Annotated in this window: 23 protein-coding genes; 4 read left to right on the top strand and 19 right to left on the bottom strand. The window is 48.3% G+C overall.

All coding sequences use genetic code 11. From position 1 onward, the window contains the following. Positions 1-78 precede the first annotated feature (78 nt). The 3 genes from DHU66_RS05200 to tnpA form a co-directional block, all read right to left on the bottom strand. Entirely contained in the window at positions 79-1,971 is a 1,893-nt protein-coding gene (locus tag DHU66_RS05200; protein ID WP_108774816.1) for an ABC transporter ATP-binding protein, read from the bottom strand. After that, positions 1,964-3,739, bottom strand: coding sequence for an ABC transporter ATP-binding protein (locus DHU66_RS05195; protein ID WP_108774815.1), 1,776 nt, complete (start codon positions 3,737-3,739; stop codon positions 1,964-1,966). The genes DHU66_RS05200 and DHU66_RS05195 overlap by 8 nt, the downstream gene beginning before the upstream one ends. Positions 3,740-4,018: 279 nt before the next feature. Further along, positions 4,019-4,501: an IS200/IS605 family transposase gene (gene tnpA, locus DHU66_RS05190; protein WP_108774814.1), complete on the bottom strand. Its 483-nt coding sequence runs from the start codon at positions 4,499-4,501 to the stop codon at positions 4,019-4,021. Positions 4,502-4,578: 77 nt separating this feature from the next. On the opposite strand from tnpA, the gene DHU66_RS05185 reads away from it, so the two are divergent. Next, the gene (locus DHU66_RS05185) at positions 4,579-5,874 is read left to right on the top strand and encodes an RNA-guided endonuclease InsQ/TnpB family protein (protein WP_167836271.1); all 1,296 of its coding nucleotides are present in this window, start codon (positions 4,579-4,581) and stop codon (positions 5,872-5,874) included. 203 nt (positions 5,875-6,077) lie between these two features. On the opposite strand, the gene DHU66_RS05180 is transcribed toward DHU66_RS05185, so the two are convergent. The 3 genes from DHU66_RS05180 to DHU66_RS05170 form a co-directional block, all read right to left on the bottom strand. Continuing rightward, positions 6,078-7,001, bottom strand: a complete 924-nt coding sequence (locus DHU66_RS05180; RefSeq protein WP_108774812.1) for a transketolase family protein — start codon at positions 6,999-7,001, stop codon at positions 6,078-6,080. After that, positions 6,998-7,819 (bottom strand): transketolase, encoded by an 822-nt coding sequence (locus DHU66_RS05175; RefSeq protein ID WP_108774811.1) that lies wholly within the window; start codon positions 7,817-7,819, stop codon positions 6,998-7,000. The genes DHU66_RS05180 and DHU66_RS05175 overlap by 4 nt, the downstream gene beginning before the upstream one ends. A 146-nt stretch (positions 7,820-7,965) precedes the next feature. Further along, entirely contained in the window at positions 7,966-8,826 is an 861-nt protein-coding gene (locus DHU66_RS05170; RefSeq protein ID WP_167836270.1) for a DMT family transporter, read from the bottom strand. A 179-nt stretch (positions 8,827-9,005) separates the two neighbouring features. Between DHU66_RS05170 and DHU66_RS12435 the strand changes: the two genes are divergently transcribed. Next, positions 9,006-10,583, top strand: a complete 1,578-nt coding sequence (locus DHU66_RS12435) for a hypothetical protein (protein WP_108774809.1) — start codon at positions 9,006-9,008, stop codon at positions 10,581-10,583. On the opposite strand, the gene DHU66_RS05160 is transcribed toward DHU66_RS12435, so the two are convergent. From DHU66_RS05160 to DHU66_RS12630, 12 genes are all read right to left on the bottom strand, one after another. After that, entirely contained in the window at positions 10,580-11,227 is a 648-nt protein-coding gene (locus DHU66_RS05160; RefSeq protein WP_167836269.1) for an HAD family hydrolase, read from the bottom strand. The genes DHU66_RS12435 and DHU66_RS05160 overlap by 4 nt on opposite strands. Then, positions 11,220-11,963: a gamma-glutamyl-gamma-aminobutyrate hydrolase family protein gene (locus DHU66_RS05155; RefSeq protein ID WP_167836268.1), complete on the bottom strand. Its 744-nt coding sequence runs from the start codon at positions 11,961-11,963 to the stop codon at positions 11,220-11,222. Before DHU66_RS05155 ends, DHU66_RS05160 begins: the two co-directional genes overlap by 8 nt. A 75-nt stretch (positions 11,964-12,038) precedes the next feature. Continuing rightward, positions 12,039-12,356 carry a PTS sugar transporter subunit IIA gene (locus DHU66_RS05150; RefSeq protein WP_108774807.1) on the bottom strand — a complete coding sequence of 106 codons (318 nt, stop codon included), beginning with the start codon at positions 12,354-12,356 and terminating at the stop codon, positions 12,039-12,041. Positions 12,357-12,358: 2 nt separating this feature from the next. Further along, positions 12,359-12,673, bottom strand: coding sequence for a PTS sugar transporter subunit IIB (locus tag DHU66_RS05145; protein WP_108774806.1), 315 nt, complete (start codon positions 12,671-12,673; stop codon positions 12,359-12,361). A 25-nt stretch (positions 12,674-12,698) separates the two neighbouring features. Further along, on the bottom strand, positions 12,699-13,001 hold the full coding sequence (locus tag DHU66_RS05140) for a PTS sugar transporter subunit IIB (protein WP_108774805.1): 303 nt from the start codon (positions 12,999-13,001) through the stop codon (positions 12,699-12,701). 177 nt (positions 13,002-13,178) lie between these two features. After that, positions 13,179-13,436, bottom strand: coding sequence for a hypothetical protein (locus DHU66_RS05135; protein ID WP_108774804.1), 258 nt, complete (start codon positions 13,434-13,436; stop codon positions 13,179-13,181). Between the two features lie 70 nt (positions 13,437-13,506). Then, entirely contained in the window at positions 13,507-14,562 is a 1,056-nt protein-coding gene (locus DHU66_RS05130) for a Gfo/Idh/MocA family protein (RefSeq protein WP_108774803.1), read from the bottom strand. A gap of 12 nt (positions 14,563-14,574) precedes the next feature. Beyond that, complete coding sequence (locus tag DHU66_RS05125) at positions 14,575-16,020, bottom strand: glycoside hydrolase family 1 protein (RefSeq protein WP_108774802.1); 1,446 nt, start codon at positions 16,018-16,020, stop codon at positions 14,575-14,577. Between the two features lie 99 nt (positions 16,021-16,119). Beyond that, entirely contained in the window at positions 16,120-17,355 is a 1,236-nt protein-coding gene (locus tag DHU66_RS05120) for an MFS transporter (protein ID WP_108774801.1), read from the bottom strand. A gap of 147 nt (positions 17,356-17,502) precedes the next feature. Further along, a complete protein-coding gene (locus DHU66_RS05115; RefSeq protein ID WP_108774800.1) occupies positions 17,503-19,869 on the bottom strand; it encodes a phosphoketolase family protein in 2,367 nt (788 codons plus the stop codon). A gap of 160 nt (positions 19,870-20,029) precedes the next feature. Further along, positions 20,030-21,217, bottom strand: coding sequence for a metallophosphoesterase family protein (locus DHU66_RS05110; protein ID WP_108774799.1), 1,188 nt, complete (start codon positions 21,215-21,217; stop codon positions 20,030-20,032). 246 nt (positions 21,218-21,463) lie between these two features. Continuing rightward, positions 21,464-21,856 (bottom strand): InlB B-repeat-containing protein, encoded by a 393-nt coding sequence (locus tag DHU66_RS12630; protein ID WP_108774798.1) that lies wholly within the window; start codon positions 21,854-21,856, stop codon positions 21,464-21,466. Here DHU66_RS12630 and DHU66_RS05100 point away from each other — a divergent pair. Next, a complete protein-coding gene (locus DHU66_RS05100) occupies positions 21,851-22,603 on the top strand; it encodes a hypothetical protein (protein ID WP_108774797.1) in 753 nt (250 codons plus the stop codon). The two genes, DHU66_RS12630 and DHU66_RS05100, sit on opposite strands and share 6 nt — an antisense overlap. Positions 22,604-22,771: 168 nt before the next feature. Continuing rightward, the gene (locus DHU66_RS05095; RefSeq protein ID WP_108774796.1) at positions 22,772-24,157 is read left to right on the top strand and encodes an IS200/IS605 family element transposase accessory protein TnpB; all 1,386 of its coding nucleotides are present in this window, start codon (positions 22,772-22,774) and stop codon (positions 24,155-24,157) included. Between the two features lie 404 nt (positions 24,158-24,561). On the opposite strand, the gene DHU66_RS05085 is transcribed toward DHU66_RS05095, so the two are convergent. Further along, positions 24,562-26,040: a nucleoside hydrolase-like domain-containing protein gene (locus tag DHU66_RS05085; protein WP_108774795.1), complete on the bottom strand. Its 1,479-nt coding sequence runs from the start codon at positions 26,038-26,040 to the stop codon at positions 24,562-24,564. Positions 26,041-26,053 lie beyond the last annotated feature (13 nt).

Below are 26,053 nucleotides of genomic sequence, written 5' to 3'. Positions count from 1 at the left end.
CATGGCCTGAATTCCTTTTTCACGCAAAAACGGACAGGGGGAATTTTCCTCTGTCTGTTCCAGGATAAATGCATTTGCTTACTCAAGCTCAAAAGCACCTGTATACAGCTGATAATACTGTCCCTTCTGGGCAATCAGTTCTTCATGCGTACCGCGCTCAATGATGCGGCCATGGTCAAGCACAATGATGACATTGGCATTCTTGACCGTAGACAGACGGTGAGCAATGACAAATACCGTTCTGCCCTGCATCAGTCTGTCCATACCAGCCTGTACAATCTGCTCGGTTCTGGTATCAATGGAAGAAGTTGCTTCATCCAGGATCATGACCGGCGGATCGGCGACGGCTGCTCTGGCAATGGCCAGCAGCTGGCACTGTCCCTGAGACAGATTGCTGCCATTTCCAGCCAGCATCGTCTGGTAGCCCTTTGGCAGATGGCGGATAAAACCATCCGCACCAGCCAGCTTGGCAGCGGCAATACACTCACCATCCGTTGCGTCCAGTCTGCCATAGCGGATATTATCCATGACGGTGCCGGTAAACAACACCGTATCCTGCAGGACAATGCCCAGGGATCTGCGCAGATCTGACTTGCGGATCTTGTTGATATTGATGCCATCATAGCGGATCTTGCCGTCCGGAATGTCATAGAAGCGGTTGATCAGATTGGTGATCGTCGTCTTGCCGGCACCGGTGGCACCAACAAAGGCAACCTTCTGGCCAGGCTTGGCATACAGAGACACATCATGCAGAACCGTCTTTTCCGGCGTATAGCCAAAGGTGACATCAAAGAAGCGGACATCACCCTTCAGCGGTGTATACGTCACGGAGCCATCTGCCTGATGCGGATGCTTCCATGCCCACATATCCGTCTTTTCAGATGTTTCCTCAAGCACGCCATTCTTTTCCGTCGCATTGACCAGGGTGACATAACCCTCATCCTGCTCCGGCTTTTCATCCAGCAGATCAAAAATGCGCTCTGCCCCGGCAAGGCCCATGACAATGGCATTGATCTGCGGTGAAATCTGCTGAATGTTACCAGCAAACTGACGGGACATGCCAAGGAATGGCACGACTACGGCAATCGAGAACGGCAGTCCGGAAATCGAGAGATTCGGTACATTCTTCTCAATGAAGATGCCGCCGGCAACTGCCACAAACACGTAGATGATATAGCTGACATTGTTCAGAATCGGCATCAGAATATTGGAATACTTGTTGGCATTGCGGGATGCCACAAACAGTTCCTCATTCACCTTGTCAAAGTCTGCCTCGGCAGCTTTTTCATGGTTGAACACCTTGATGACTTTCTGGCCATTGATCATCTCTTCAATGAAGCCCTCTGTCTTGCCGACATATTTCTGCTGGGCAATGAAGTAACGGGCAGACTTGCCGCCAACCTTCTTCGTGATGATCAGAGAAACAACAGATCCAATAATGATGACAAGGGCCATCCAGACACTGTAGTACAGCATGATGCACAGAATCGTTGTCAGGGTGATCGCACTGATCATCAGCTGCGGGAAGGACTGGGAAATCATCTGCCGCAGTGCATCCGCATCATTGGTATAGTGCGACATGATATCGCCATGCTTGGTTGTATCAAAATAGCGGATCGGCAGAGATTCCATGTGATTGAACATCGTAACCCGCATCTTGTGCAGAGATCCCTGGGTAATAATTGCCATCAGCTGGTTATACATAAACCCGGCGATCAGTGAAATTGCATAGAGGATGCCAAGGATGATACACAGATGCAGAATCTGGCCAGATACCTGGCTCCATTCCAGCCCATTTGTCCAGGCATCCTGCAAAACGGCGATAACCTTCTGCTGGAAAACACTTGGGATGGAGGAAATCACAGCATTCACAATAATCAGAAAAATGACAAATGGCAGCAGTTTCGGAAAGAAGCTGAACTCCATCTGAATCAGACGCTTTACGGTCTGTCCGGCGCTCTTCTTACGCATTTGCGGGCACCTCCTTTGCAGCAGGCGACACCGTTTCCGTGCCCGCCTTGTTCTGCGATGTATAAACTTCCTGATAAATCTTATTCGTTTTCAGCAGTTCCTCAGAGGTACCGATGGCATTGATCTTGCCATCATCCAGAACAATAATCCTGTCAGCGTCCTCCACCGAAGAAGTACGCTGGGCAATGATAATCTTGGTCGTTTCCGGAATATATTCCTTCATTGCCTTGCGGATCATGGCATCCGTCTTTGTATCAACCGCACTGGTAGAATCATCCATAATCAGAATCTTCGGCTTCTTCAGAAGCGCTCTGGCAATACACAGACGCTGCTTCTGACCGCCGGACACATTCGTGCCGCCCTGCTCAATGCGGGTATTGTAGCCATCCGGGAACTGATTGATAAACTCATCCGCACAGGCAAGATGACACGCCTCTTTGATCTGCTCATCCGTCGCATCCGGATTGCCCCAGCGCAGATTGTCCGCAATCGTACCAGAGAACAGCACATTCTTCTGCAGCACCATGGCAACGGCATCACGCAGCACCTTCAGATCATAATTGCGCACATCTTCCTTGCCAACCCGCACCGTGCCTTCCGTGGCATCATACAAACGCGGAATCAGAGAAACAAGCGATGACTTGGACGAACCAGTACCGCCAATAATACCGATCGTCTCACCAGACCTGATATGCAGTTCAATATGATCCAGCACATGGCGGTCAGCCAGCGGATTGTACTTGAACGCAACATTGTCAAAGTCAATGGAACCATCCTTGACCTCCATGACCGGATGTGCCGGCGAAGTCAACGTGCTCTTCGCCTTAAGCACTTCCGCAATTCTTTCAGCACTCTCAGCAGAGAAAGTAATCATGACAAAGATCATCGACAGCATCATCAGTGAGACAAGAATTTGGAAAGAATACGTCAGCATAGTGGAAAACTGTCCGACATCGAATGCCTGTCCATGAGAGAGAATGACCGTTTTGGATCCAACCGAAAGCACAAACAGCATGACGCTATAGATGGCAACCTGCATCAGCGGGTTGTTCCAGGCAAGAATGCGTTCTGCTTTGGTGAAAATTTTCTGAATTTCCTGTGAAGCATGATCAAACTTCTTTTCCTCATAATCTTCACGCACATAGGATTTCACTACCCGGATGCCAGTAACATTTTCCTCCACGGATTCATTCAGAGCATCATACTTCGGGAAGCCTTTGCGGAATAACGGCATGGCAGACTTTGCCACAATATACAAGCCAAGACCGAGGAAAGGAATAACGATCAGAAAGATAAAAGACATCCTGCCGCCCATCATATATGCCATGATGAAAGAGAAAATCAGGTTCATCGGCGCTCTGATGGCAGTACGGATAATCATCATGAATGCCATCTGTACATTATTGATATCCGTGGTCAGTCTGGTCACCAAAGAGGCAGATGAAAACTGGTCAATGTTTGCAAATGAGAAACTCTGGATGTTGTAGAAAACATCATGGCGCAGGTTCTTGGCAAAGCCGCAGGCACTGTCAGCACAGTAAATGCCCGCCATCCAGCCACAGAACAAAGACGCAAATGCCAGCAAGAGCATCTTCCAGGCATAGCCGACGATCACATTCAGTCCCGCCCCAGCCTTGATGTCATTGACAAGCATGGCAATCAGAAACGGAATCAGAGCTTCACAGATTACCTCGCCAGTCACAAACACCGGTGTCAGGATCGTTGCCCGCGTATACTCACGCAGACTCTTCAGAAGTGTTTTAATCATACATACTCCTTTCCCTGTATAAATCTAATCATACAGCCGCTCCCTCATAAAGAAAAAGCGGGGATCATTTCCCCTCAATGCGGAATTACTTCCGCAATAAAACTGCATGCGTTATTGTAAACCCTTTTCCCGTCAAATATCAACAGCAATACAGTTAGATCACCAACATTTCACAAAGGTCGTGTCCATCCGTTTTACAACGCAAAAGAAGAAAAAAGCTGCCCGGCAGCCACCGGACAGACTCTTTCAATGAAGAATAAAGCAAGGAATCCCGGCAATTCATTGCCGGGAGGAATTGCTTTCCTTTTCTCTTGCAGGTGAGTGATCTCCACCTTTGCCATCATACTGATTCTGGATATACCGTTTTACTGTTTCTTTGCTCATGTTGCCAACACTGCCAACATAATAGCTTGGCGCCCATAGCTTATCACCCCAGAACATCGCTTTCCTGATTTCCGGATGTGCTTTCAGAAACAGTCTGGCAGACGCTCCTTTCAGGTTTTTTACCACATCAGTAATGCTGTACTTCGGTTTGAAACTGCACAGCAAATGGATATATTCTGGCATCACTTCCATTTCCTGAATGTTTACATCTGCCTGCTTTGCAAGACTTTGCAGAATATCTTTCATCTCATTCACAAGCTCAGGCGTTGTAAACCATGGATTACGGTACTTCGTACACCAGATAATATGAAAGTGCAGATTATACACATATCCACGTTCATAAATGGCATCTTCGATTCGATCTATATGTCTCTTCATATGTATCCTCTTTTTTGTTTTATATATCATATGTATACCATATATAATAAGCAATATATATGTGTTATAATTATAACATGAAGAAGATGTCTGATTACATGTTCCATATTGGACTGCAGATGCGTGTATATCCGTCTGATCGACAAAAGGCAATGATTCGCATGAACGGCGGCGCCTCACGCTTTGTATACAATCGTCTGGTGGCTGTGCACAATGAGATGTTCCGTCTGAGAAAAAGTGCATCACTGTCTCCAACAGACACAGAAAGGCTTGCATATCTGGCATCTGCATATGGTGATGCAAAATCTATCAAGAATGCAATTCCTTTCTTGTGGGACTGCGATTCAGACATGGTACTTCATGCCATTATGAACTATAAGCGGGCGTGGAATCAGTTCAGAAAAGTGAAAGGAACCAGTATTCCAACATTCCACAAGTTTGACAACACGTATTGCTATCAGACCAGCAATCATTATGCCGGAAAGAAGTTGAATACCGTTCCACACGTTGTCGGCCTGTACGAAGGAAGCGTACGCTTTACAGACAGGAATCATCTTGTGCTGCCGATGCTTGGTACGATCCGCATGAAAGGTTCCCGTAAGCTGATTGATGCGCTGCTGAATCGTGTTGCAGAAACACGCATTGGTACTGTTGCCATCAGGATGGATGCGTGTGGAGACTGCTATATTTCGCTTGCTCTGGCATCAGACGAACCATTTCATACTGCTTATGTCAGAACTGGCAGAGCGGCAGGCATGGATCTGAATCTTTCTAACTTTCTGATGGACAGTGATGGCTGTGTGATCGAATCACCGCGTTATCTGAAACAGGCAGAAAAGAAGTTGCGCAAAGCGCAGCGTGCCCTTTCACGAAAGTACGAAGCTGCCAGACGAGATGGCCGAGACTATCGTACGTGCAGAAATTACCAGAAAGCACGTCTCAAACTGGCCAAATGCCATCGTCATGTGGCAAATCAGAGATTGGACTTTATCAGATGTACAGCAGACAAAGAAGTCAAAAGCCACGACTATTTGTTTGCCGAGGATCTCAAAGTTCAAAATTTGAAAAAGAACCACAAATTGGCAAAGGCAATCTCAGATAGTGGATGGAGAACTTTTCTGACTGAGTTGCAAAGCACAGCTTCCAAACGCGGAAAGATATGTCTGCTTGTCGATCCCAGAAACACGACACAGACCTGCTCGTCATGCGGCTGTGTTATGTCAGACGACAACAGAATCGTACTGGGACAGGAAGAATGGGTGTGCCCAATGTGCGGCACACACCATGTACGCGATCATAACGCCGCCATCAATATTAAAAATGCCGGTCTTGCCTTACTACAGGAATCCGACATTGCGATAGATATCCGCTGATCAGCGGTATGGGCAGTACGTTTCTGCCCTCATAGTTTGGCAACTCACTATGAAAACCGCCCTCTCACTGGCAGACCTCCACTTACCTGCTGCGGCAGATAAGCGAGTCAGCTGTATCAGGGTAAGTTGGAGTGCGTCAGCGCACGCTATGCATGTGCTGATGTTCCTTCAAGCCTGCGGCTTCAGCCGCGGGTAGTTGACACTCAAAGCAGGAACTGCTCAATCTGGCTGGCAACGCCCTCACCATCCAGCTGATATTCATGCAGCAGAACATCCGCTGCAGCACTCTCGGCAAAGCCATACATGCCGATATGATGAATGAAGCGCGGGCAGGACTCACTGGCAATATCACTGATCAGAGAACCAAGGCCGCCAATCACGGAATGTTCCTCAACCGTGAACACCTTCTCACTCTCTTCCAGTACCTTGACAATACCTTCTTCATCCGCCGGCTTCAATGAGCATACATCCACCACCGTCAAATCAATACCCTTCTTTGCCAGAATGTCTGCCGCCTTCATGCTGGACTGTACCATCAGACCTGTTGCGAATACCGAAATCTTCTGGTGGCCATGGCGCAGCACATTGACCTTGGTAATATCAAACTTTGTGTCCGGTGTATAGAAATCCTCCACCTTGGATCTGCCAAGACGGATATAGCATGGTCCATCATAGGCAGCCGCATAGTCTACCACTGCCTTGGTCTCATACTGGTCACACGGACAGAACACAGCCAGACCAGTGATGGCACGCATGATGGCAATATCCTCAATGGCCTGATGTGTGCAGCCGTCTTCACCAACGGTGATGCCGGCATGGGAACCAGCAATCTTCACATTCAGATGCGGATAGGCAACACTGTTGCGGATCTGTTCCCAGCATCTGCCGGTCGCAAACATGGCAAATGTGCTGGCAAATGGAATATAGCCGCTGGCCGCAAGACCAGCTGCCGTGCCGATCATATCCTGCTCGGCAATACCCATATCAAAGAAACGTTCCGGGGCCACCTTGCCAGCCATGGCACTCTTGGTGCTGCCGGCCAGATCGGCATCCAGCACAACAATCTTCGGATTCTCGGCAACGAGCTTTGCCAGCTCCTCACCATATGCTTCACGTGTTGCCTTCATGCCTTCTCAACCCCCAGTTCTCTCATTGCCTCATGGTACTGCTCTTCATTCGGTGCCTTGCCATGCCAGCCAACCTGGTTCTCCATGTAGGAAACACCCTTGCCCTTGATTGTATGGGCAATGATGCAGGTAGGCTTGCCCTTACATGCCTTTGCGGCATCAAAAGCCTTCTGGATCTCATCATAATTGTGGCCGTCAATCTCGATCGTATTCCAGCCAAAGGCCGCAAACTTCGGTGCAAACGGCTCCGGTCCGATGACATCAGATACCTTGCCATCGATCTGCAGACCATTGTTATCAATGATCGCACACAGATTGTCCAGCTTGTAATGGGCAGCTGCCATGGCAGCCTCCCACACTTCGCCTTCCTCACACTCACCATCACCAAGCAGTGTATAAATGCGATGGTCATTCTTGTCCAGGCGGTTGGCAAGTGCCATGCCTACAGCAGCCGCAACACCCTGGCCCAAAGAGCCTGTACTCATATCAATGCCATCCAGGTCATTCATATCCGGATGTCCCTGCAGGCGGGAATGCAGGTGGCGGATCGTCAGAAGCTCTTCTTCAGGAAGAAAGCCTTTCTCTGCCAGTACCGCATACAGCAGGGGAGCCGCATGCCCCTTTGAGAGAACAAACCGGTCACGGTCAATCGTGCCAACGTTATCCTTATTGATGTCCATGACATTGAAGTAAAGAACCGTCAGAAGATCCGCGGCAGACAAAGATCCACCCGGATGTCCCGACTTGCCGGCATACACCTCACGAATGATATTCACCCGAATGTTATGTGCATGCTGCTGCAGCTCGCTCTGATCCATCTTTTATAGACCCTCCATATCGGCAATATTCTAACACACAACCACAAACTTGACAGCATTGGCAAAATACTCACATGACTGCAGGCACAATCATATGATGCGCAATAGATGGAAAGCTGTCATTTCTGAATGGCATGATTTCTCTTTTACGCTGCCTTATCTCTTGTTGTCGAAATCCAGACGCCAAGCAGAATAATGGCACCGCCGATCAGTTTTCTGCGTGTGATGGTTTCATGCAGGATACCCCAGGAGAGCAGCACGCCAAAGATCGGCATCAGGTTCATGATGACTGCAGCTGTGGATGCCTTCATCCCCTTTAAGCCATAGTTATACAGCAGTAAGGCACCTAGTGAGCACGCCGTGCTGAGATACAGAAGGGTAAGGATAAAGGCAGGCGTGATATTTGTCAGAACTGGTTTTTCCAATGCCAGCATCGGCACAAAGAAGACTGTCCCGATGGCACATTGATACATGGTCAGTGTAAAAGAATCATATTTGTGGGAGATCGACTTGGTCTCATAGTTATAGAAGCCCCACAGGAAGCCGTCAAAGAGTAATAACAAATCGCCGAGAAGGGAGGATGACTGCCCAGGATCAAACTGGGTCAATACCGCGACTCCGATGATGGATGCTGCAATGCCTGCCAGCATTCTTTTCGATGGCCGTTCCCGATAGACGACAAGTCCCACTAGTGCGGTTAAGGCAGGGAAAGCAGCTTCAATTAAGGAGGCATCGGATGCCGAAGTCTTTGCCAGGGCCACATTCTCCAGTGCGTAGTACACACTGATACCCAGAATTGCGGAAACAAGAACCGGCTTTAAGTCCTGCTTTGCAATATGCACCCTGTTCTTGCGGAACAAAAAAACCACCATCATCAATACAGAAGAAATGGCAAAGCGGATCAGGCACAGCAGGATCGGCGTAATGGATGCATAGGCAATCTTGGTGGCAATCACCGATGAACTCCAGAAAAAGATGGCAAGTATGGCACACAGGTAGTATTTCATGCATTTTCCCCTTATCGTGCACCATTGTAGCATTTCCACCTGTCTTCCAAACATACTCCATATCATGCACACTACGTGTTATCCCATTATTGTGAGTGTCATGATATTATTACTTTTTTGAGTATTTTATTTTGAAATGGTGTAATATATGAATGTAATAATATTGGGGAGGTGAAGGTATGCACCTGGGGATGTCCAAATCAAAAAATTCTACGTCTCTGTATGTGTTGAAATCCACATACAGCAACGGCTTTCATTCGACCAAGATTGTCGAGAAGCTTGGCACGGTGGAGGAACTGCAGGAAAAGCTGAATGGGGAAGATCCGATTGCCTGGGCTAAGAAACACATTGAAGAGATGAACCGGCTGGAGAAGGAAGAGCGCCGTGAAGTGACGGAAAAATACTCACCGGTCAAGCAGATTGAGAAGAATGAGCAGCGCACGTTCAATGGCGGCTATCTGTTTCTGCAGCAGGTTTACAACACGCTTGGTTTCCCGCAGCTCTGCAAGGATATCCAGCGGCGCCATCATCTGAATTACAATCTGGATGCGATTCTGTCACGCATGATCTACAGCCGTCTGATTTATCCGGATGCCGGCATGCCGCTGTATGATGCGTCCCGTCTGTTCATCGAACAGCCGGATTTCACGCCGCGCCAGATCATCCGTGCCACAGAAGTTCTGGCTGAAGAAGCTGACCGCATTCAGGAAACAGCCTATGCCAATACCAGAAGAATCTTCGGCCACAGCACTTCTACACTGTACTTTGATGCGACCACCTGTCTGTATGAAGCCGGCACCATCAAAGGCAGGCAGCTGCCGGTTATTCCGATGGACCTGTATTTTGACGGCAACTTCATGCCGATCTGCTACTCCATCAACCCTGAGCATCTCAAGGAAGTACCGCAGACAAGACTGGAAAAGCAGCTGCGTGATGCCTTCCGCACTTCGCAGGCCATTTCCTTTACCGACAGCGGCATCGTCTCCGGTGCCAGTACCACCTTCAAAGACTGGGGCATTCCCAATGGCTACATCATGCGGCTGAACTATGACAACATGCGGGATGAAGAAAAGCGCGCTGCCCAGGATCCCACCGGCTGGTCCCGTTCGGACACTGCCGGCCTGTTTGATCTGAGCAAACTGCGCAAAGAAAGTGAAATCACCAATCCATCTCGTTTCTATTACAAAGAAATGCAGGTACGTGCCCCTGGCGGACTGCGCAGAGTCATCATTACCTACTCCAATCACTATGGCACGATTGAGCGCCTGGAACGGGAACTCAACATGCTGCGAGGCGGTGATCCGCTGCTCTTCCAGCAGTCAGCCAATATGCCAAGCTATGCCGATGGCATTGCCGTCTATGTCACCAACACAGAGATTCCGGCAAAGGACATCATCAAGATGGAAGATACCCGTTCCAATGCGCATAACATCTTCCGCATCCTGAGCATGGAAATCCCAGACAATACCGACGGCATCCCGCTGAGTGATGAGATCCAGGCTCACTTCATCACATGCTTCTGCACACTGACGGTTGTGTCTGCCCTTGTAAAGCGGCTGGATATGTTCGGCCGTTCTGGCGAAGTACTCGAGCAATTGCGCCGCATGAACTTCATGAAGATCCAGTCGGAAGGCTATGTACCGCTGTATACCCGTACAGATCTGACCGATCTTTTGCATGACAATGCCGGTTTCCGCACCGACCACCAGATCATCTCCAAACGGCAGATGGACAAGATCCTTAAGGCAAGAGTCTAAAGGATCTTCTTCAGGTCAGAAATGTGATGAATCACCGGGATATCCACTGTGCATTTACGTTCCTGGTTGATGATCCATACCGGCTTCATGCCTGCCCGCCAGGATCCCAGCACATCCCGATAGAAGATATCGCCGACATAGACACATTCTTCCGGTTTCGCCCCAGCCAGTTCACAGGCTTTCAGAAACAGCCTGGGATCTGGCTTTTTGATGCCAAAATCACCGGAAATAAATACCATGTTTTCATCAAAGAAGCTCTCCAGCCCGCTTTTTTTCAGCTTGTTCCTCTGGGCATCGGAAGGTCCGTTGGAAATGATGCCAAGCCGGTATTTCTTTTCAAGATAAGAAAGCGTATCTGCCGCATCTTCCATCGGCACACAGTACTTGTACAGCAGGGAGTCCCAGTACGTATTGAAGTCAGGATAGGGCAGCTGAATATCAAACACCTTTGCCAGCATCTCCTTGATGTAATTCTTGTTTACATCACCCTTCTGATCCCAGATCATCACTTCCTGCAGCACCGCTTCAAACTCCATTCCCGAAAGATCCGTATTCTCTTTCAGAATGTCATGATACGCATTCCAGGCATACAGTTCCCGGTTGCCAAGCGTATCATCAAAGTCAAAGAAGATCGTCTTAATCATGATGTGCTTCCTCACACACATGCAGGAATGCCTTGAACAAAGACAGCATCTGTTTGTTTCCACAGGCGGTCATCATCTCGGGATGAAACTGCACCCCGCACATGAACGTGCCATCATCTTTTTCCATGCCTTCCACAATCCCATCCGGTGCCTTGGCTGTGACATGGAAACCATCTGCAATATCCTTAACACTCTGATGATGCCAGGAATTGACCATGGCTTTTTTGCCAAGAACGCCCGCAAGGAAGGAATCCTGCTGAATGGAAATGGCATGGGTGGCCTGTTCACGGGGCCGCTTCTGATCATGCTGAATGGCATGGGGATACTGACTTGGGATATCCTGGTACAGTGTGCCTCCATATGCCACATTGATGGCCTGCAGACCTTTGCAGATGCCAAAAACAGGGATTGAAAGAACATCACAGGCATGAATCACAGCCAGAAAGAACCGGTCTGTGCCTGTATCACACATGCCGCATGAGGGCAGAACCTGCTCACCATATAATAAGGGATCCATATCAGCCCCACCGGTCACAATCACACCATCCAGGCCGGATAACATGTCCGAAACATCATCCAGATCAGAGATCACCGGCAGAATGATCGGAATGCCGCCAGCCAGAGAAATACTGTCTACATAATCCTGGTTGACATAGGCACGCTTTGTGCCAATAAATACATCATTTGTGTCCATCTGCTCAAAATTGCCAAGCAGACCAACCTTCATCTTTGTCATGCAAAACCCTCCATGCCACCATTGAAACATAAAAAAGACTCTGCATAAAGCAGAGCCCTCATGTGTGTGACAGAATTACTTCTTTTCAGCAAGCTTCTTGTACAGTGTGACAAAACGCTCAGCCAGAATACCGAATGCCTCAGCACTCATCAGCTGGTCCTCTGCATGAGTCAGCAGAAGATCCATCTCAACCTTCTCACCCTGTGCTGTCTTTGTCAGCAGCTTGGCATGAGCATCATGACCTTGTGTGAAAGCCTCCTGGCCTTCCTTGATCAGCTTCTCAGCCTCGTCGAAGTTTCCTTCTGCAGCCGCATCAATCGCACCAATATAATTGGAGCGTGCTGTTCCTACAGATGCAATAATATTAAATGCTACAAGCTCTGTTCCTTCCATGCTTACTTTCCTTTCTTCATCAGCTCTTCAGCGCGGGCCAGCGTTCCCTTGCCATCCATCAGGCCATACATCTGCATCGGGATATCGCTGATTGCCTTATCCGGATGAGCAGCCTGCAGCTTGCCAAGTGCATAACGAACCTGCGGGCCAAGCAGAATGGCATCTGCCTTCTCATACTCACGGTCAAAATCACCCAGTGAATATGCAGCAATGTCATAATCCTTGCCCTGTGCCTTTGCAGCTTCCTTCATCTTGTTCACAAGCAGGGATGTAGACATACCTGCTGCGCAGAATAATCTGATTACCTTTTCAGCCATGATTCTTTCTCCTTTTTATCTATGCTTACTTCAGATGCTTCTCGGCCAGTGCCAGTGCAGCAGCACCGTCCATCAGGCCATAAGAACGCATATCAATCACATCAACCGGCTTGTTCGGGAACAAACCCTTCATCTTGGACAATGCGAAACGAACCTGCGGGCCAAGCAGAATAACATCTGCGTCTGCTCCCTTGGCATCCGCTTCTGAAAGAGAATATGCATTGATATCATAATCCTTTCCATTCTTCTTCGCAGCTTCTCTCATCTTATTGACGAGCAGGCTGGTAGACATGCCAGCCGAGCAAAACAATGTGATTTTCTTTGCCATAATGATTCACCTTTCTTTCAGCTACATTAGCCTTTCTGCTTCTAGGATATATCGAAACCGCTATCATTTCAATCATTTACCGTGTCATGAAACTGTCTTTTTTTGTCATATTTTACGTATTCATGACACTTTTCATCCAGATAAAAAAAGCAGGAAACAGCTTCCTGCCTTCCTGTATCAGCCAATTTTGCCGCCCGTAAACTTCTGACCATTGATCAGAACACGGATCATCAGCACACCGCCCCACGGCTGAGACTTGATCAGCTTCTTGGCATAATCAGCCGGATTGCCATCCGTGCCTTCTTTATAAGTAGCCTCAAACTGCATCTCCATCGGGCTCAGATTCTTTACATACACATACTTCGGATTCTCATTGGCTTCCAGAAGCTTGCGGATCTCATCACGCTTCAAAGCTGAGTTAACATTTACCAGCATCTTCATATCTCCTTTGTTCATTCTTATTATAATTCACTCTATTTCAAAGTGAACAGCAGAAACTTAATGTTCAAAAGCCGCCCATGTTGAAATGCTTCATGATCTCCGGCATTTCCTGTGTCTGCTCCTGAGTTTCTTCCGTCTCCTCATCACACGGAAACACAATCCCGGCATCCTGTCTGCCATTGTCCAGCACCGCCATCACCTGCAGGCTACGCTGCAGCCAGATCTCCATCTGACTGCGCTCATTGTGATCCATCACTTCCTGCATGCGGACAAACTCCGTGACCATCTTGTCCGGCTCCTCATGGGTATCAATACGCGTCACTGCTTTTGTCTTCCGGTCCGTGAACGTCACATTGTCGATATACCCAGGACGGTCATCAATCACGATTGTGCCATCGGTTCCCTGCATGACAATGCCGCTGTGGGATGCCGAATCCTTGGCCGCTGTACATACAGCCTTGAACTGGCCATAGTCCATTAACAGCACACCGGAAGTATCAATGCCATTCCAGCCTTTGTTGGCCATGTAATAGCTGAACCGCGGGGCGCCAAACAAGCCTGCCACAAAGTGCACGTTATATACATTCAGATCATACAGGGCACCACCGGCAAGAGCCGGATCAAAAGCCGGTGCCACATCGTGATTGACATAGCGGTCATAGCGGGAGGAATACTGCGAGAAGTTGCAGCGGATCAAAGTCAGGTCACCAAGCTTGTCCAGCCACGGAATCAGCTCTTCATAGTTGGCAGAATAGCGGGACATGATGGCCTCAAACAGCCAGGCACCTGTTTCTTGGGCAATCTGTACAAGTTCCTGTGCCTGTGCATAGGTAGCACAGAACGGTTTTTCGACAATGACATTCTTGCCTGCAAGCATCGCCTTTTTCGCAAATGCATCATGCGCACTGTTAGCCAGGCCGATATAAACCGTGTCGAAGCTGCCATCTTTCAGAAAAGCATCATAGTCTGTATAGACAGATGAAATGTGGAAAGCATCTGCCACCGGCTGGCCATGATCAGGATTGCGGCACCACAGTGCGGTCACCGGAATCTCTGCCTTTGCAAAGCAGGACAGCGCCTGGCGGACAATCATGCCATTGCCGCAGACACCAACTCTCATGCCATCACCTTCTCAGTCAAGATCCTCACCATTGCTGGCAATGACCTTCTTGTACCAGTAGAAAGAATCTTTTCTTTCACGGTGCAGATCACCGTTGCCATCGTTATCCTTGTCAACATACACAAAGCCATAGCGCTTCTTCATCTCACCGGTAGATGCTGAAACAAGATCCGTGCAGCCCCACATTGTATAGCCCATCAGATCCACGCCATCTTCCACAGCTTCCTTCATCGCCTTGATATGATCACGCAGATAGTTGATGCGGTACGTATCATGGAACTTGCCATCCGCACTGCGCTCATCCACAGCACCAAGGCCATTCTCGACCACAAACAGCGGAATCTCATAGCGGCCATAGATCTCATTCAGATAGATGCGCAGGCCTTCCGGATCAATCTGCCAGCCCCAGTCACTTGCCTTGAGATACGGGTTCGGCACACCGGTAAACATATTGCCGGCTTTCTTCTGCACTTCAGGATCTACCGTAGCAGTCGAAGACATGTAATAGGAGAAAGAATAGAAGTCAACCGTGCCCTCCTTGATGTCCTCAAGATCACCCGGCTCCATGCGTACATGGATGTTGTGATCCTTGAAGTAGCGCTTTGCATAGTAAGGATAATGACCTCTGACCTGCACATCGCCGCAGAACCAGTTGTTCATATTCATGCGGTCCTGTGCTTCCTTGACATCCGCCGGATTGCACGTATACGGATACACCATCTGGCCGGCAATCATCAGACCGATCTTGAAGTCAGGATTGATCTGGTGGCCGATCTTAACCGCTCTTGCACTTGCCACAAACTGATTATGCAAAGCCGTAAAGCGGTCAGATGCCTCTTCCGGTGTCTCGTTCATCATGAACATCGGCTTGCCATCTTCGCCATGCATGCCAAGCGACATGATGCGGCCCATCGCACCGGCACCGATATTGATCTCATTAAAGGTCAGCCAGCACTTTACTTCATCCTTGTATTCATTGAACAAGGTTGTGGCATACTTGACAAAGCAGTCAATCACTTCACGTCCGGCCCAGCCATTGTACTTTTCACTCAATGCCCATGGCAGCTCATAGTGGGAAATGGTCACCAGCGGCTCAATGCCATACTTTCTGCACTCCGCAAACACATTGTGATAGAAGGCAAGGCCCTTCTCATTCGGTTTTTCCTCTTCACCAGTCGGAAAGATTCTGGCCCAGTTGACGGACAGACGGAAGCACTTGAATCCCATTTCACCATACAGGGCAATGTCTTCCTTGTAGTGATGATAGAAGTCCACAGACTCATGGGAAGGATAGTAAACATCCGGATGGATTTCCTTGTCCCACAGACGCGGTGTGCTCACTGTACCGCCGCGAATATGGTCAGGGACATTCTCGCCCTTGCCGTCTTCCTTCCAGGCACCCTCAAACTGATTGGCAGCTGTTGCACCGCCCCACAAAAAATCTTTTGGAAATGGCATATTTTCTCCTCCTGTTAAAAAAGGACATCTGAAAAGATGTCCTCAAAGCCAAAGATTGTTTTTTGCCAAACACCTCTGCATGCCTTTATTATAGCAAAGTTATTTTGTTGCGGCAGATTTGCGCAGAAGCAGGGCGCCGATGATAAACAGAATGCCAAGCGTTGCAACCGAGATATTGACGCTGTTGGTCAGAGATACCGTGACGCCGACAAGCATTGTGCCCATGAAAGAAGCACCCTTGCCGCAGATATCATACAGGCCGAAGTACTCACCCGAAGCATCGTTTGGAATCAAAGAAGCGTAGTAGGAACGGGACAGTGCCTGGATTGCCCCCTGGAACATACCGACCACAAATGCCATGATGCCAAACTGCCACAGAGAATGCATGAACAGGGCAAATACAGCAACGGCAAAGTAACCGCCGATGCAGATGGAGATCAGCGTCAAAGAACTGTACTTCCTGGACAGATTGCCAAACAATGATGCAAAGGCAAAGGCAACCACCTGCGTTAACAGCAGCACAACCAGCAGGCCGACCTGATTCAGGCCGAGCGAAGTACCGATCGCAACCGCCTCATCGATGATTGTATACACACCGTCAATATAGAAGAAGAACGCCAGCAGGAAGTAAAATATCTTCTTTTCATTTGTATACATGTGCGTCAGCGTATGACCGATGCGGGCAAAGGAAGCACGGATCTTTCCCGAAGCGTGCTCCACATAGTTCTTCTGTTTGTAGCCCTTGAGCAATGGCATCGTCACAAACAGCCACCACAATGCCACCACAAGGAAGGCAAGGAAAATAGACAGTTTCTCATTCATCTTGCCGGTATTGCCGAGCAGATACAGGGCAAGGGCAACAATGAACGGGATGCAGGAGCCAAGATATCCCCATGCATAGCCAAAGGAGGAAACCTGATCCATTCTTTCCGGCGTCGTCACATCAATCAGCATAGAGTCATACAGAACAAGTGAAGACTGATAGGCAATCTTGGCAACCACATACGTAACCAGATACAGCATCCAGTTTGGCACAGCGCCAAGCATTGCACAGCCAATGACGCCAATGATCAAAACAGCCATGAACATCGGTTTGCGGAAGCCTTTGTTATCCGAAATGGAACCAAGAATCGGTCCCAGGAAGGCAACCACCACAGTTGCAATCGATGTCGCATAGGACCAGGCGGCCAGATAGGCACTGCCTGACATGCCAGCACTCTTTGCCAGCGCATTGAACCAGATCGGAATCAGGGTTGACACCATCATCGTAAATGCCGAGTTGCCGATGTCATACATAATCCACGACTTCTCCAGCTTGTTAAAGTTCTTTAACATACCTTTCCTCCCAATGCATTCTTTGTAAATTTATCATTCTTCCAAAAACGCTGCTATCTTCTTTCAGTATAGTGTATGTAAAGAACATGTAAAATCAGTTTTTTCACTTTTTTGCCAAAAAAAGGAGAGACTTATCTCTCCCCTGCATCAGCCTTTCTGCCACTTCCAGTTAGCAACTTCCGGCAGATCCTGTCCGTATTCACGGATGTACTGACGGTGTTCCACCAGCTTGTTTTCCATCTGCTGGAACAGATGTGCCGTCTGATCATGGAACTTATCCTGCGGCAGACGCAGCAGAACATCTTCAACCAGATGGAAGCGGTCGATATCATTCTGCACGCGCATATCAAACGGTGTGGTGATCGTGCCCTCTTCCTTGTAGCCGCGTACATGCAGGTTGCGGTTATGACGGCGGTATGTCAGCTCATGAATCAGCGTCGGATAGCCATGGAAGGCAAAGATGATCGGCTTGTCGGTTGTAAACAGCATGTCATACTGGGCATCGGAAAGTCCATGCGGATGTTCCTGAGATGGCTGCAGTTTGAACAGGTCGACAACATTGATCACCCGGATCTTGAGATCCGGCAGTTCTTTTCTCAGGATGGATACGGCCGCAAGTGTCTCCAGCGTCGGTGTATCACCGGCACAAGCCATGACCACATCCGGTTCACATCCCTTGTCATTGCTTGCCCAGTCAATGATGCCAAGACCCTGTGTGCACAGATTCACTGCTTCTTCCATGGAGAACCACTGCGGACGCGGGTGCTTGGAAGCAATCACGACATTGACATAGTTGCGGCTTCGCAGGCAGTGATCCATTGTACTCAGCAGGCAGTTGGTATCCGCCGGCAGATAGATGCGCACCACATCAGCCTTCTTGTTTGCAATGTGGTCCATGAAGCCAGGATCCTGATGGGTGAAGCCATTGTGATCCTGCTGCCAGATATGAGATGTCAGGATGAAGTTCAGTGAGGCAATGTCCTGGCGCCATGGCAGCTGATTGCATACTTTGAGCCACTTGGCATGCTGGGCAGCCATAGAGTCGACAACTCTGACGAAGGCTTCATAGGAATCAAAGAAGCCATGTCTGCCTGTCAGCAGATACCCTTCCAGCCAGCCCTCACACATATGCTCGGAAAGCATGCCATCCATGATTCTGCCATCTCTGGCCAGATGCTCATCCGTCGGCAGCATCTCTGCCTCCCATGGACGATTCTCTGCCTCAAAGGCATGGTTCAAACGGTTGGACATCCCCTCATCCGGTGAAAAGATACGGAAATTGCGTGCCTTGTCGTTTGCCTTGAAGATATCACGGACAAACTTGCCAAGTTCCATCATGTCCTGTGCTTCTGCAGAACCCGGTTCTTTCACATCCACCGCATAATCACGGAAGTCCGGCATGATCAGATCACGGAGAAGCTTGCCGCCATTGGCATGCGGATTGGCTCCCAGACGGTGATCTCCAATCGGAGAAAGCGAGCGAATCTCATCCTTCAAGGTGCCATTTTCATCAAACAGTTCTTCCGGATGATAGCTCTTCAGCCAGCCCTCCAGGATATGCAGATGTTCTTCATCCTTGATTTCCACCGGTACCTGATGGGCATGGAAGCTGCCCTCAATCGGGACACCGTCCACCTTCTTCGGTGCGGTCCAGCCCTTTGGTGTACGCAGGACAATCATCGGCCAGAACGGACGGGTATCATCATGATTTTCACGGGCATTCTTCTGAATGGCACGAATCTCTTCGATGACTTTATCCATCGTCTCTGCCATCAGCGGGAACATCTTCTCAGGATCATCACCCTCAACAAAGTACGGCTTCCAGCCATAGCCATGCATTAACGATGTCAGCTCATCCTTGGAAATACGGGACAGAATGGTCGGATTGGAAATCTTGTAGCCATTCAAATGCAGGATCGGCAGCACCGCACCATCATGTTCCGGATTCAGGAACTTGTTGGAATGCCAGGAGGTAGCCAGCGGGCCTGTTTCAGCCTCGCCATCACCAACAATAACAGCCGCAATCAGATCCGGATTGTCAAACACAGCACCAAAGCCATGGGCTAAAGAATAGCCAAGCTCGCCGCCTTCATTGATGGAGCCAGGCGTCTCCGGAGCGCAGTGTGAAGGCACGCCGCCCGGGAACGAGAACTGCTTGAACAATTTCTGCAGACCTTTCTCATCCTGGGTGATATTCGGATACACTTCAGAATACGTGCCATCCAGATAGTCATTGGCAATGTAGAAGTTGCCGCCATGACCAGGTCCGGACAAGAGAATCATATCCAGATCATACTTGTTGATGACACGGTTCAGATTGACGGTCACAAAGTTCTGGCCAGGCACCGTGCCCCAGTGGCCGACAATCTTCTTCTTCACATCCGTCATGGTCAAAGGACGCCGCAGCAGCGGATCATCCAGCAGATACAGCTGGGCCGCAGACAGATAATTCGCTGCCCGCCACCACTCCTGCATCCGGTGCAGATATTCATTAGAATTAAAATCAGTACTCATGAGAATTTCTCCTTCGTGTTCTCTGATTATATCATTTTCTTATCACAATATTACAGCTATCACGCATAGTATGCATGCATATAATAAACATGCATATGCATGTCATACCAGTTCATCACGTATGTCTCATTCCAGGACAGCAGGCAGTGCCAAAAAACACTCACGCACCATCCTGCCACACAAATGACAGATGATTGGGATCTGCTGGTGGATCCGCAAGCAGATCATTCAGCCATGGCCCATAGTTGGTATCCGCCAGCTGTGCCTGCACAAGTGTCAATGCCGGATCGGCCTGAAACGTACCAGCCTGCGCTCCTAAACTCCCCTCCTTCAGTGCCGTAAAGATGTTCAGAAGCAGACTCTTCCCCTGTTCATACAGCGGATCACTCTCGGCATTCTTCAGCAATTCCTCAACCGTTGCCAGCTGATTGTCCACAGCCTGCTGATCAGCAGCTACCATATCACTCACACACTGTTGAGAGCCATAGGCAGAAAAGTCAATTGGCTCCGTGGAAAAAGACACATCCTTTCCCATGATCGAAAGCACACCAAAGCAATGTGTATCCGTCAAAGGCATTCCACTGATGATCTCATGCAGAGAATCCTTCACCAGGATTGAGGGGTGATGCTGATGGCCGGTAAGAGCCAGCTGTACATGATACTTTACAAGCAGATCATACAGTCCTTCATTCTGGATATGATAGCTGGCATAGCGTTCATCATCAGCCTTATATAATACAGAACGGTGTGCCAGGAAGATGATCTTGTCATTGCGCAAAGATGCCTCTTTCAGCTTTTCCTTCAGCCACTTCATCGTCTCTTTGGAGAATTGTGGTGTCCTGCCCTGATCAACCGCGCCATCATCCATTGCCAGCAATGTCACATCACCAATGCGTCGCACATAGCTCAGGGAAGAAGGATCCTTGTCTTCCATATCCAGCAAAGACGCATAGTTTTCCTCATACGTATCCGCACCTGAAAAGTCATAGTCGTGATTTCCAGTTGTCATCACCACCGGAATACCGGCATCCCTGACCCGTTCCAGAATCGATGCCAATGCCCTTTCATCATCCGGATTGCCTGTATTGGTATTATCACCGGTCAGGATGAATACATTGGGATGCTCCGCAATCACCTGACTGACAAAGGCCTCCATGAACTCACGTGAATACGGCTCTGCCGGTACAACTGTACTGGCAGAATCCGGATCCAGTGTAAAGTGCAGATCGCTGGACACAATGGCAGTAAAGTCCGTTATATCAGAGCTTTGATACACATCTTTCTTTGCCTGTGCACAGCCAGACAGAGTCATCGCCAAAATCATCAGAAACACAGTGATTCTTTTCATGAACTACATTATATATGGAAGAATAGGTGAGGAAATGCATGATGCTCACAGCATGTATCCTTCCTCCGGAAAGGCACGCTGTTACGCATTATTTAACGGGACTTTGACAGTTTGCTTTGAATAGAATTTCTCAAAGGGGCTGTAACGAATAAGATGATTTGACATAGTTAAGTCAAAGAATCTTGGCGTTGCAGCCACTTCTGCTCTATGCATGCAAGCTGTTATCTGGTTTCTGAATTATCTAACTTAACGAGGAAATTTCCTGCGGATAAACAGAGAAGAGACAATAGTTGCACCAAGCATAGCCAGCGACCCACCAAACATAACATACACTCCTGTCAGTATTGCCTCAACACCTGTCTGCGGACTGATTCTGTTACTGTCCGCATTCGAAGATGAAACATTAGAAGCGGCTGATGTTTCCCATCCTGCATACAGAGTCAGATTCTCTGTTACAGTATGGGAGAGATCATATTTCTGTGTGCAGGCAGAATCTGTATACCAGCTGGTAAAGGTATATCCCTGCACATTTGGATCAGCAGGTGCACTGATCTTACTGCCATAATTACTAGGAAGATCTGCAGTGATTTGAAGTATTGCTAAATCTGGTCTAGACTGAAGGCAGGAGATCCTATGCATACAAGAATACAGATCATCATGGCAGCCGCCTGTATCAGTGCTCTTTGCGGCTGTAAATCCACTGCTTCTTCCTCTTCCCCATCTGCTGTTCCTTCTGTCTCACCCTCTTCATCTGCAGCAGCCGTTTCACCAACGCCAGCTCCGTCTGCCTTTCCATCACAAACTGCGGTATCATCCAGTCTCATCAAAAGCTGGTCCAGCAAAGAGGTCGCAGACGGCGGCACACACGTTTTATCAACGCCTGTCATCACAGATGTCAGTGCCTCGGATGATCAGATCACAATCCAATGGCAGCCTGTAGCCAACGCATCCCAGTATGATATTTCCTGGGGCAGAGCAGACTTTCTGACAAGCGATCCATCGTTTACCTTTGCAACCGATGAAAGCACATGGCCTAATGACATGGTCGGTTCTGATCCCATCCACATACATATCGGTGCCACAAATGACCAGAATCAGGATTCTGCTTATACAGATGTGGAAATACAGGCATCCACAGGCACAATCACCTTTGCGTTCTATGACTATGACAACAAGGATGTCAAAGTTGGTCAGGCCAGTGTGGATACGTCATTTCCTGCAGGCGTCCAGACATTCACTGTTTATGGCAATACAGTCTGTGTGGGTCCCCTGCAGGTCACACAGGCACCAGACGGCTGGTCGTTCCGCGGCAGTTTCAGTTTTGCAACAGAGCCGATTCAGCCAGATCAAAACAATACTGTATCGATCTTTGTGATAAAGCAGTAAATGCCATCTACTCATACAGGATACCTGTATTTTGTACAAACCACTAAGTGATACTGCAATCTGTACACCGCATGCAGATTTGTGTAATATCCATTACTATATTGCATAGCGCTTCACCTCTATGAATGTTGTACCACTGAATATGTTATAATATCTATGGAGGAACATATGATACTGACGTCAAGTTACGGATTACATTTCAAAGGCAGTGAATCAGCAATTAAGAACACAAGCGCGTATTACGCTTCTGCTGTTAAATATCTGATACCTGTAGTCCGCGTAAACTGGGACGCTGTTGAACCGATCTCTTATAGCAAAGGCAGAGTGCGCCTTATTGAATGCCTGATCCACAGCAATAAGAACAACCAGGCAGTGTATAACTTCGATGACCGGTTTTATAAGTTCCCTGTTTATCTGAGAAGAGCTGCGATTGCGGATGCCATTGGCAAAGTAACCGCGTATTTCAAACTTTTCGAGCAATGGATAAAAAATGAATGTGAAGGCGTTATGCCGCAGATCGATACGTGTGACCATCTCATGCCGTGTTTCTTTAATGGCAATATGTTTGCCTGGGATCAGCTTGGCCGCACTGCTCAGATAAAGGTTTATGTTAACAATGACTGGGTATGGAGAGAAATCCGTCTTTCCAAGACAGATATCAGGTATCTGAACAGCAGAAAGCGTCTGCATAACGCAAAGCTGTCCGCACCCGTCATTGAAAAGAAACATGGACACGATCAGCTTCGCTTTACGATTCAGGAGAATGTCAGACTGCATGACACGCCGATCTTTGAACAGAAGATATGTGCGGTAGATCTTGGCGTTGGTACAGATGCCGTGTGCAGTGTGTTGGATTCTAAGGGAACTGTCCTGTCAAGGAAGTTTATTAACTTTGGCAGAGAAAAAGACTCTGTATCCAATGCGCTGCACCGCGTATCTGATTTCCAGCGCTATCACGGCTCTCATGACAGCGGCAGACTCTGGAATCTGGCAAAGCGGAGAAACCTGAACCATGCCCGCCTGATTGCCAATGCAATTGTGGACTATGCCATGGCAAATGAATGCCACACAATTGTATTTGAGCATCTGAACACGGCGGGTAAGAAGAAAGGCTCAAAGAAACAGAAGCTTGTCATGTGGAAACATCGTGATGTGCAGAATACGGCTGAACGCTTAGCGCATCGTTATGGCATGCGGATATCGCGCGTCTGTGCATGGAATACAAGTAAGCTTGCGTATGATGGTTCTGGCATTGTAAAACGCGGCAGCGATGTACCGCGTTCTGAAAAAACAGAATCCATGATTCGTCATTCCATCTATAAAGGCAGGATGGAAGAAAGAGTTCCTTATGACATTTGTCAGTTCATGAATGGAAAGCTGTACAATTGTGATCTCAATGCGTCATACAACATTGGAGCACGATATTTTATTCGCGAACTGTTGAAAGCATTACCCCAGATACAGGCAGAAGTTCCTGATCTGGGCAGTGGAAGCTCCAGAACATTAGCTGATCTATGGCAGTTAAACACTGCAATAGGTACAGCAGTCAGCTGATTGTTCTGCACATAAGTCTCCCAAAAGTTAGTGCAGATGAGTATAGCAAGCGTCAGCAAGCTATACTGTGCTGCAACCGTATCTGAAGGAGGCGAAAGTCTGAAAGCACACAAGCTTTTGGAAGCCCCATCTATAGTCCGGACGTAAGCGAGGACTTAGGCGGGGAGCTTCACATGGGGACAAGTACATACCATGTCATTGGACCGGTTGTTGGAAAAGCCTTCCATGACGGCCTGGCATTGAAGAAGTAATCCAAGGATGTGCAGGGCAGCTGATGGCCTTGCTCAGACCTATTGATGCATTAACATGATAACGGAAAAGGACCACCGATGACGGCTGGTCCTCCGTTAGATTCATAGACTGCTGATCTTTGTGAGGGATAGGCAGTCTGTTTTTTTTGATCATTATATGATGTGAATCACTGCTTCACCATATCTGGTAATGGGAAGCCCTGTATCATTGCGTACCACCAGCAGGAAGATGAACTGATCGTCTTTGACAGCATCTTCTGGAATCGTAAAGCATGTATGCAGTGACAGCGGATCAAAGACGCGCAGTTCTTTCATGGTGCCATGATATGTTGTACCGGCATGATACAGCCGCCAGCCATAGTGCAAGCCTCTGCCATCAGGATCCTGTACAACTGCAAAAAGAGAAATTGTTTCACCTGGCTTTGCCGTAAAATCATCCTGTTCCAGTTTCACAGCCGGGGCATGTGTACACTGATCTTTATGCATATGTGTCCATTGCATGCGTACCGCAAATTCTTCCTGATATGCCTTGATGAAGGAACTGTCACAGCCTGCTTCTCCGGAATATATATCATCTGTCTTGTTCAGCTTTGTACCATCCTGGTAAAGCCTGCCAATCAATGTGCCATAACTGCCATCTTCCAGTCCTCTTAAACCAGTATTTAATAAAGGAATATAGGTGTTGCTGTCACCTTCACCAAGAAATTCATCCTTTTCAAAGGACACCGGCGGCAATTGTGGAAAATGCCAGTCAATGTATGGATGCAGGCCAAACTGATAATCATCCGGCTCTCCTTTGTAATAGATGCCATCACCCATCAGGCCATACTTTTCTCCTAATGGACTGCCGCAGTGCTTGATATATTTATTCAGCCATTCTGGATTAAACATGTACCGGCAATCAGCCGGTGCATTCTTTGAGGCAAAGTAGCTGCCATAGATATCTTCAGACCGCAGCAGTTTCAGCTTTGGAAACAAGGGCCTGCCATATTTCAGCCATGTCTTATCCTGGCCAACACCATCCATGATGCCAAAGATTCTGACTTTGTCTGTGACATACTGCTGGATTTCAGCCCATTTGTCTGTGCCTTGATACGTATTGGCAATACGCATCAGTGCACGCACAATCGTATTGGCGCCACCCCAGGAACACAAATACAGCGGTCTTTCATCATCCTTCTTGATCGCTGCTGCAATCAGCCGGGAACCATCGGTTTCCTGGCTGACATCACCCTCAAAGGCAGTATTGCCATAACATGTGATCTTCATCAGCTCTTCCACGGTTGGGTATCCCGATGCATTCTCCCGTAAATACGGCAGGCACTGTGCATATTCATTCTGCCAGAGATGCTCGATCCAGCCAGTTTCAAAAGGCCGATAGGATTTCAGCTTCGCCGCATCAGGATCCGGTCCTGGCAGTCTGGGATTTCTCTTCCAGGCAGCTTCGCCTGCGCACAGATAATCAGGCTGTATTTCACCCTGTGTATGAATGCCGTCACCATTGAAATGAAACTGGGAAGATGTGTAGATCACACCTTCCAGATCCACTTCATTGAGATACAGACATAAATGAATCAAAGAATTCATGTCATCGCATTCCATGTCTGTTGTTATGATCATCCGCTGCTTCATGTCAATCACTCCT

Source organism: Lactimicrobium massiliense, assembly GCF_900343155.1.
Lineage (GTDB): Bacteria > Bacillota_I > Bacilli_A > Erysipelotrichales > Erysipelotrichaceae > Bulleidia > Bulleidia massiliensis.
This window is presented reverse-complemented; position numbering and strand designations above follow the sequence as displayed.

Bases quoted from the DNA above. Each gene is read 5' to 3' on its own strand.
- DHU66_RS05130 (WP_108774803.1), bottom strand. From the start codon at position 14,562: ATGAGAGTTGGTGTCTGCGGCAATGGCATGATTGTCCGCCAGGCGCTG.
- DHU66_RS05185 (WP_167836271.1), top strand. From the start codon at position 4,579: ATGAAGAAGATGTCTGATTACATGTTCCATATTGGACTGCAGATGCGT.
- DHU66_RS05135 (WP_108774804.1), bottom strand. From the start codon at position 13,436: ATGCTGGTAAATGTTAACTCAGCTTTGAAGCGTGATGAGATCCGCAAG.
- DHU66_RS05140 (WP_108774805.1), bottom strand. From the start codon at position 13,001: ATGGCAAAGAAAATCACATTGTTTTGCTCGGCTGGCATGTCTACCAGC.
- DHU66_RS05120 (WP_108774801.1), bottom strand. From the start codon at position 17,355: ATGTTAAAGAACTTTAACAAGCTGGAGAAGTCGTGGATTATGTATGAC.
- DHU66_RS05160 (WP_167836269.1), bottom strand. From the start codon at position 11,227: ATGATTAAGACGATCTTCTTTGACTTTGATGATACGCTTGGCAACCGG.
- DHU66_RS05150 (WP_108774807.1), bottom strand. From the start codon at position 12,356: ATGGAAGGAACAGAGCTTGTAGCATTTAATATTATTGCATCTGTAGGA.
- DHU66_RS05170 (WP_167836270.1), bottom strand. From the start codon at position 8,826: ATGAAATACTACCTGTGTGCCATACTTGCCATCTTTTTCTGGAGTTCA.
- DHU66_RS05100 (WP_108774797.1), top strand. From the start codon at position 21,851: ATGCATACAAGAATACAGATCATCATGGCAGCCGCCTGTATCAGTGCT.
- DHU66_RS05115 (WP_108774800.1), bottom strand. From the start codon at position 19,869: ATGAGTACTGATTTTAATTCTAATGAATATCTGCACCGGATGCAGGAG.
- DHU66_RS05110 (WP_108774799.1), bottom strand. From the start codon at position 21,217: ATGAAAAGAATCACTGTGTTTCTGATGATTTTGGCGATGACTCTGTCT.
- DHU66_RS05175 (WP_108774811.1), bottom strand. From the start codon at position 7,819: ATGGATCAGAGCGAGCTGCAGCAGCATGCACATAACATTCGGGTGAAT.
- tnpA (WP_108774814.1), bottom strand. From the start codon at position 4,501: ATGAAGAGACATATAGATCGAATCGAAGATGCCATTTATGAACGTGGA.
- DHU66_RS05085 (WP_108774795.1), bottom strand. From the start codon at position 26,040: ATGAAGCAGCGGATGATCATAACAACAGACATGGAATGCGATGACATG.
- DHU66_RS05145 (WP_108774806.1), bottom strand. From the start codon at position 12,673: ATGGCTGAAAAGGTAATCAGATTATTCTGCGCAGCAGGTATGTCTACA.
- DHU66_RS05180 (WP_108774812.1), bottom strand. From the start codon at position 7,001: ATGAAGGCAACACGTGAAGCATATGGTGAGGAGCTGGCAAAGCTCGTT.
- DHU66_RS12435 (WP_108774809.1), top strand. From the start codon at position 9,006: ATGCACCTGGGGATGTCCAAATCAAAAAATTCTACGTCTCTGTATGTG.
- DHU66_RS05095 (WP_108774796.1), top strand. From the start codon at position 22,772: ATGATACTGACGTCAAGTTACGGATTACATTTCAAAGGCAGTGAATCA.
- DHU66_RS05200 (WP_108774816.1), bottom strand. From the start codon at position 1,971: ATGCGTAAGAAGAGCGCCGGACAGACCGTAAAGCGTCTGATTCAGATG.
- DHU66_RS12630 (WP_108774798.1), bottom strand. From the start codon at position 21,856: ATGCATAGGATCTCCTGCCTTCAGTCTAGACCAGATTTAGCAATACTT.
- DHU66_RS05155 (WP_167836268.1), bottom strand. From the start codon at position 11,963: ATGACAAAGATGAAGGTTGGTCTGCTTGGCAATTTTGAGCAGATGGAC.
- DHU66_RS05125 (WP_108774802.1), bottom strand. From the start codon at position 16,020: ATGCCATTTCCAAAAGATTTTTTGTGGGGCGGTGCAACAGCTGCCAAT.
- DHU66_RS05195 (WP_108774815.1), bottom strand. From the start codon at position 3,739: ATGATTAAAACACTTCTGAAGAGTCTGCGTGAGTATACGCGGGCAACG.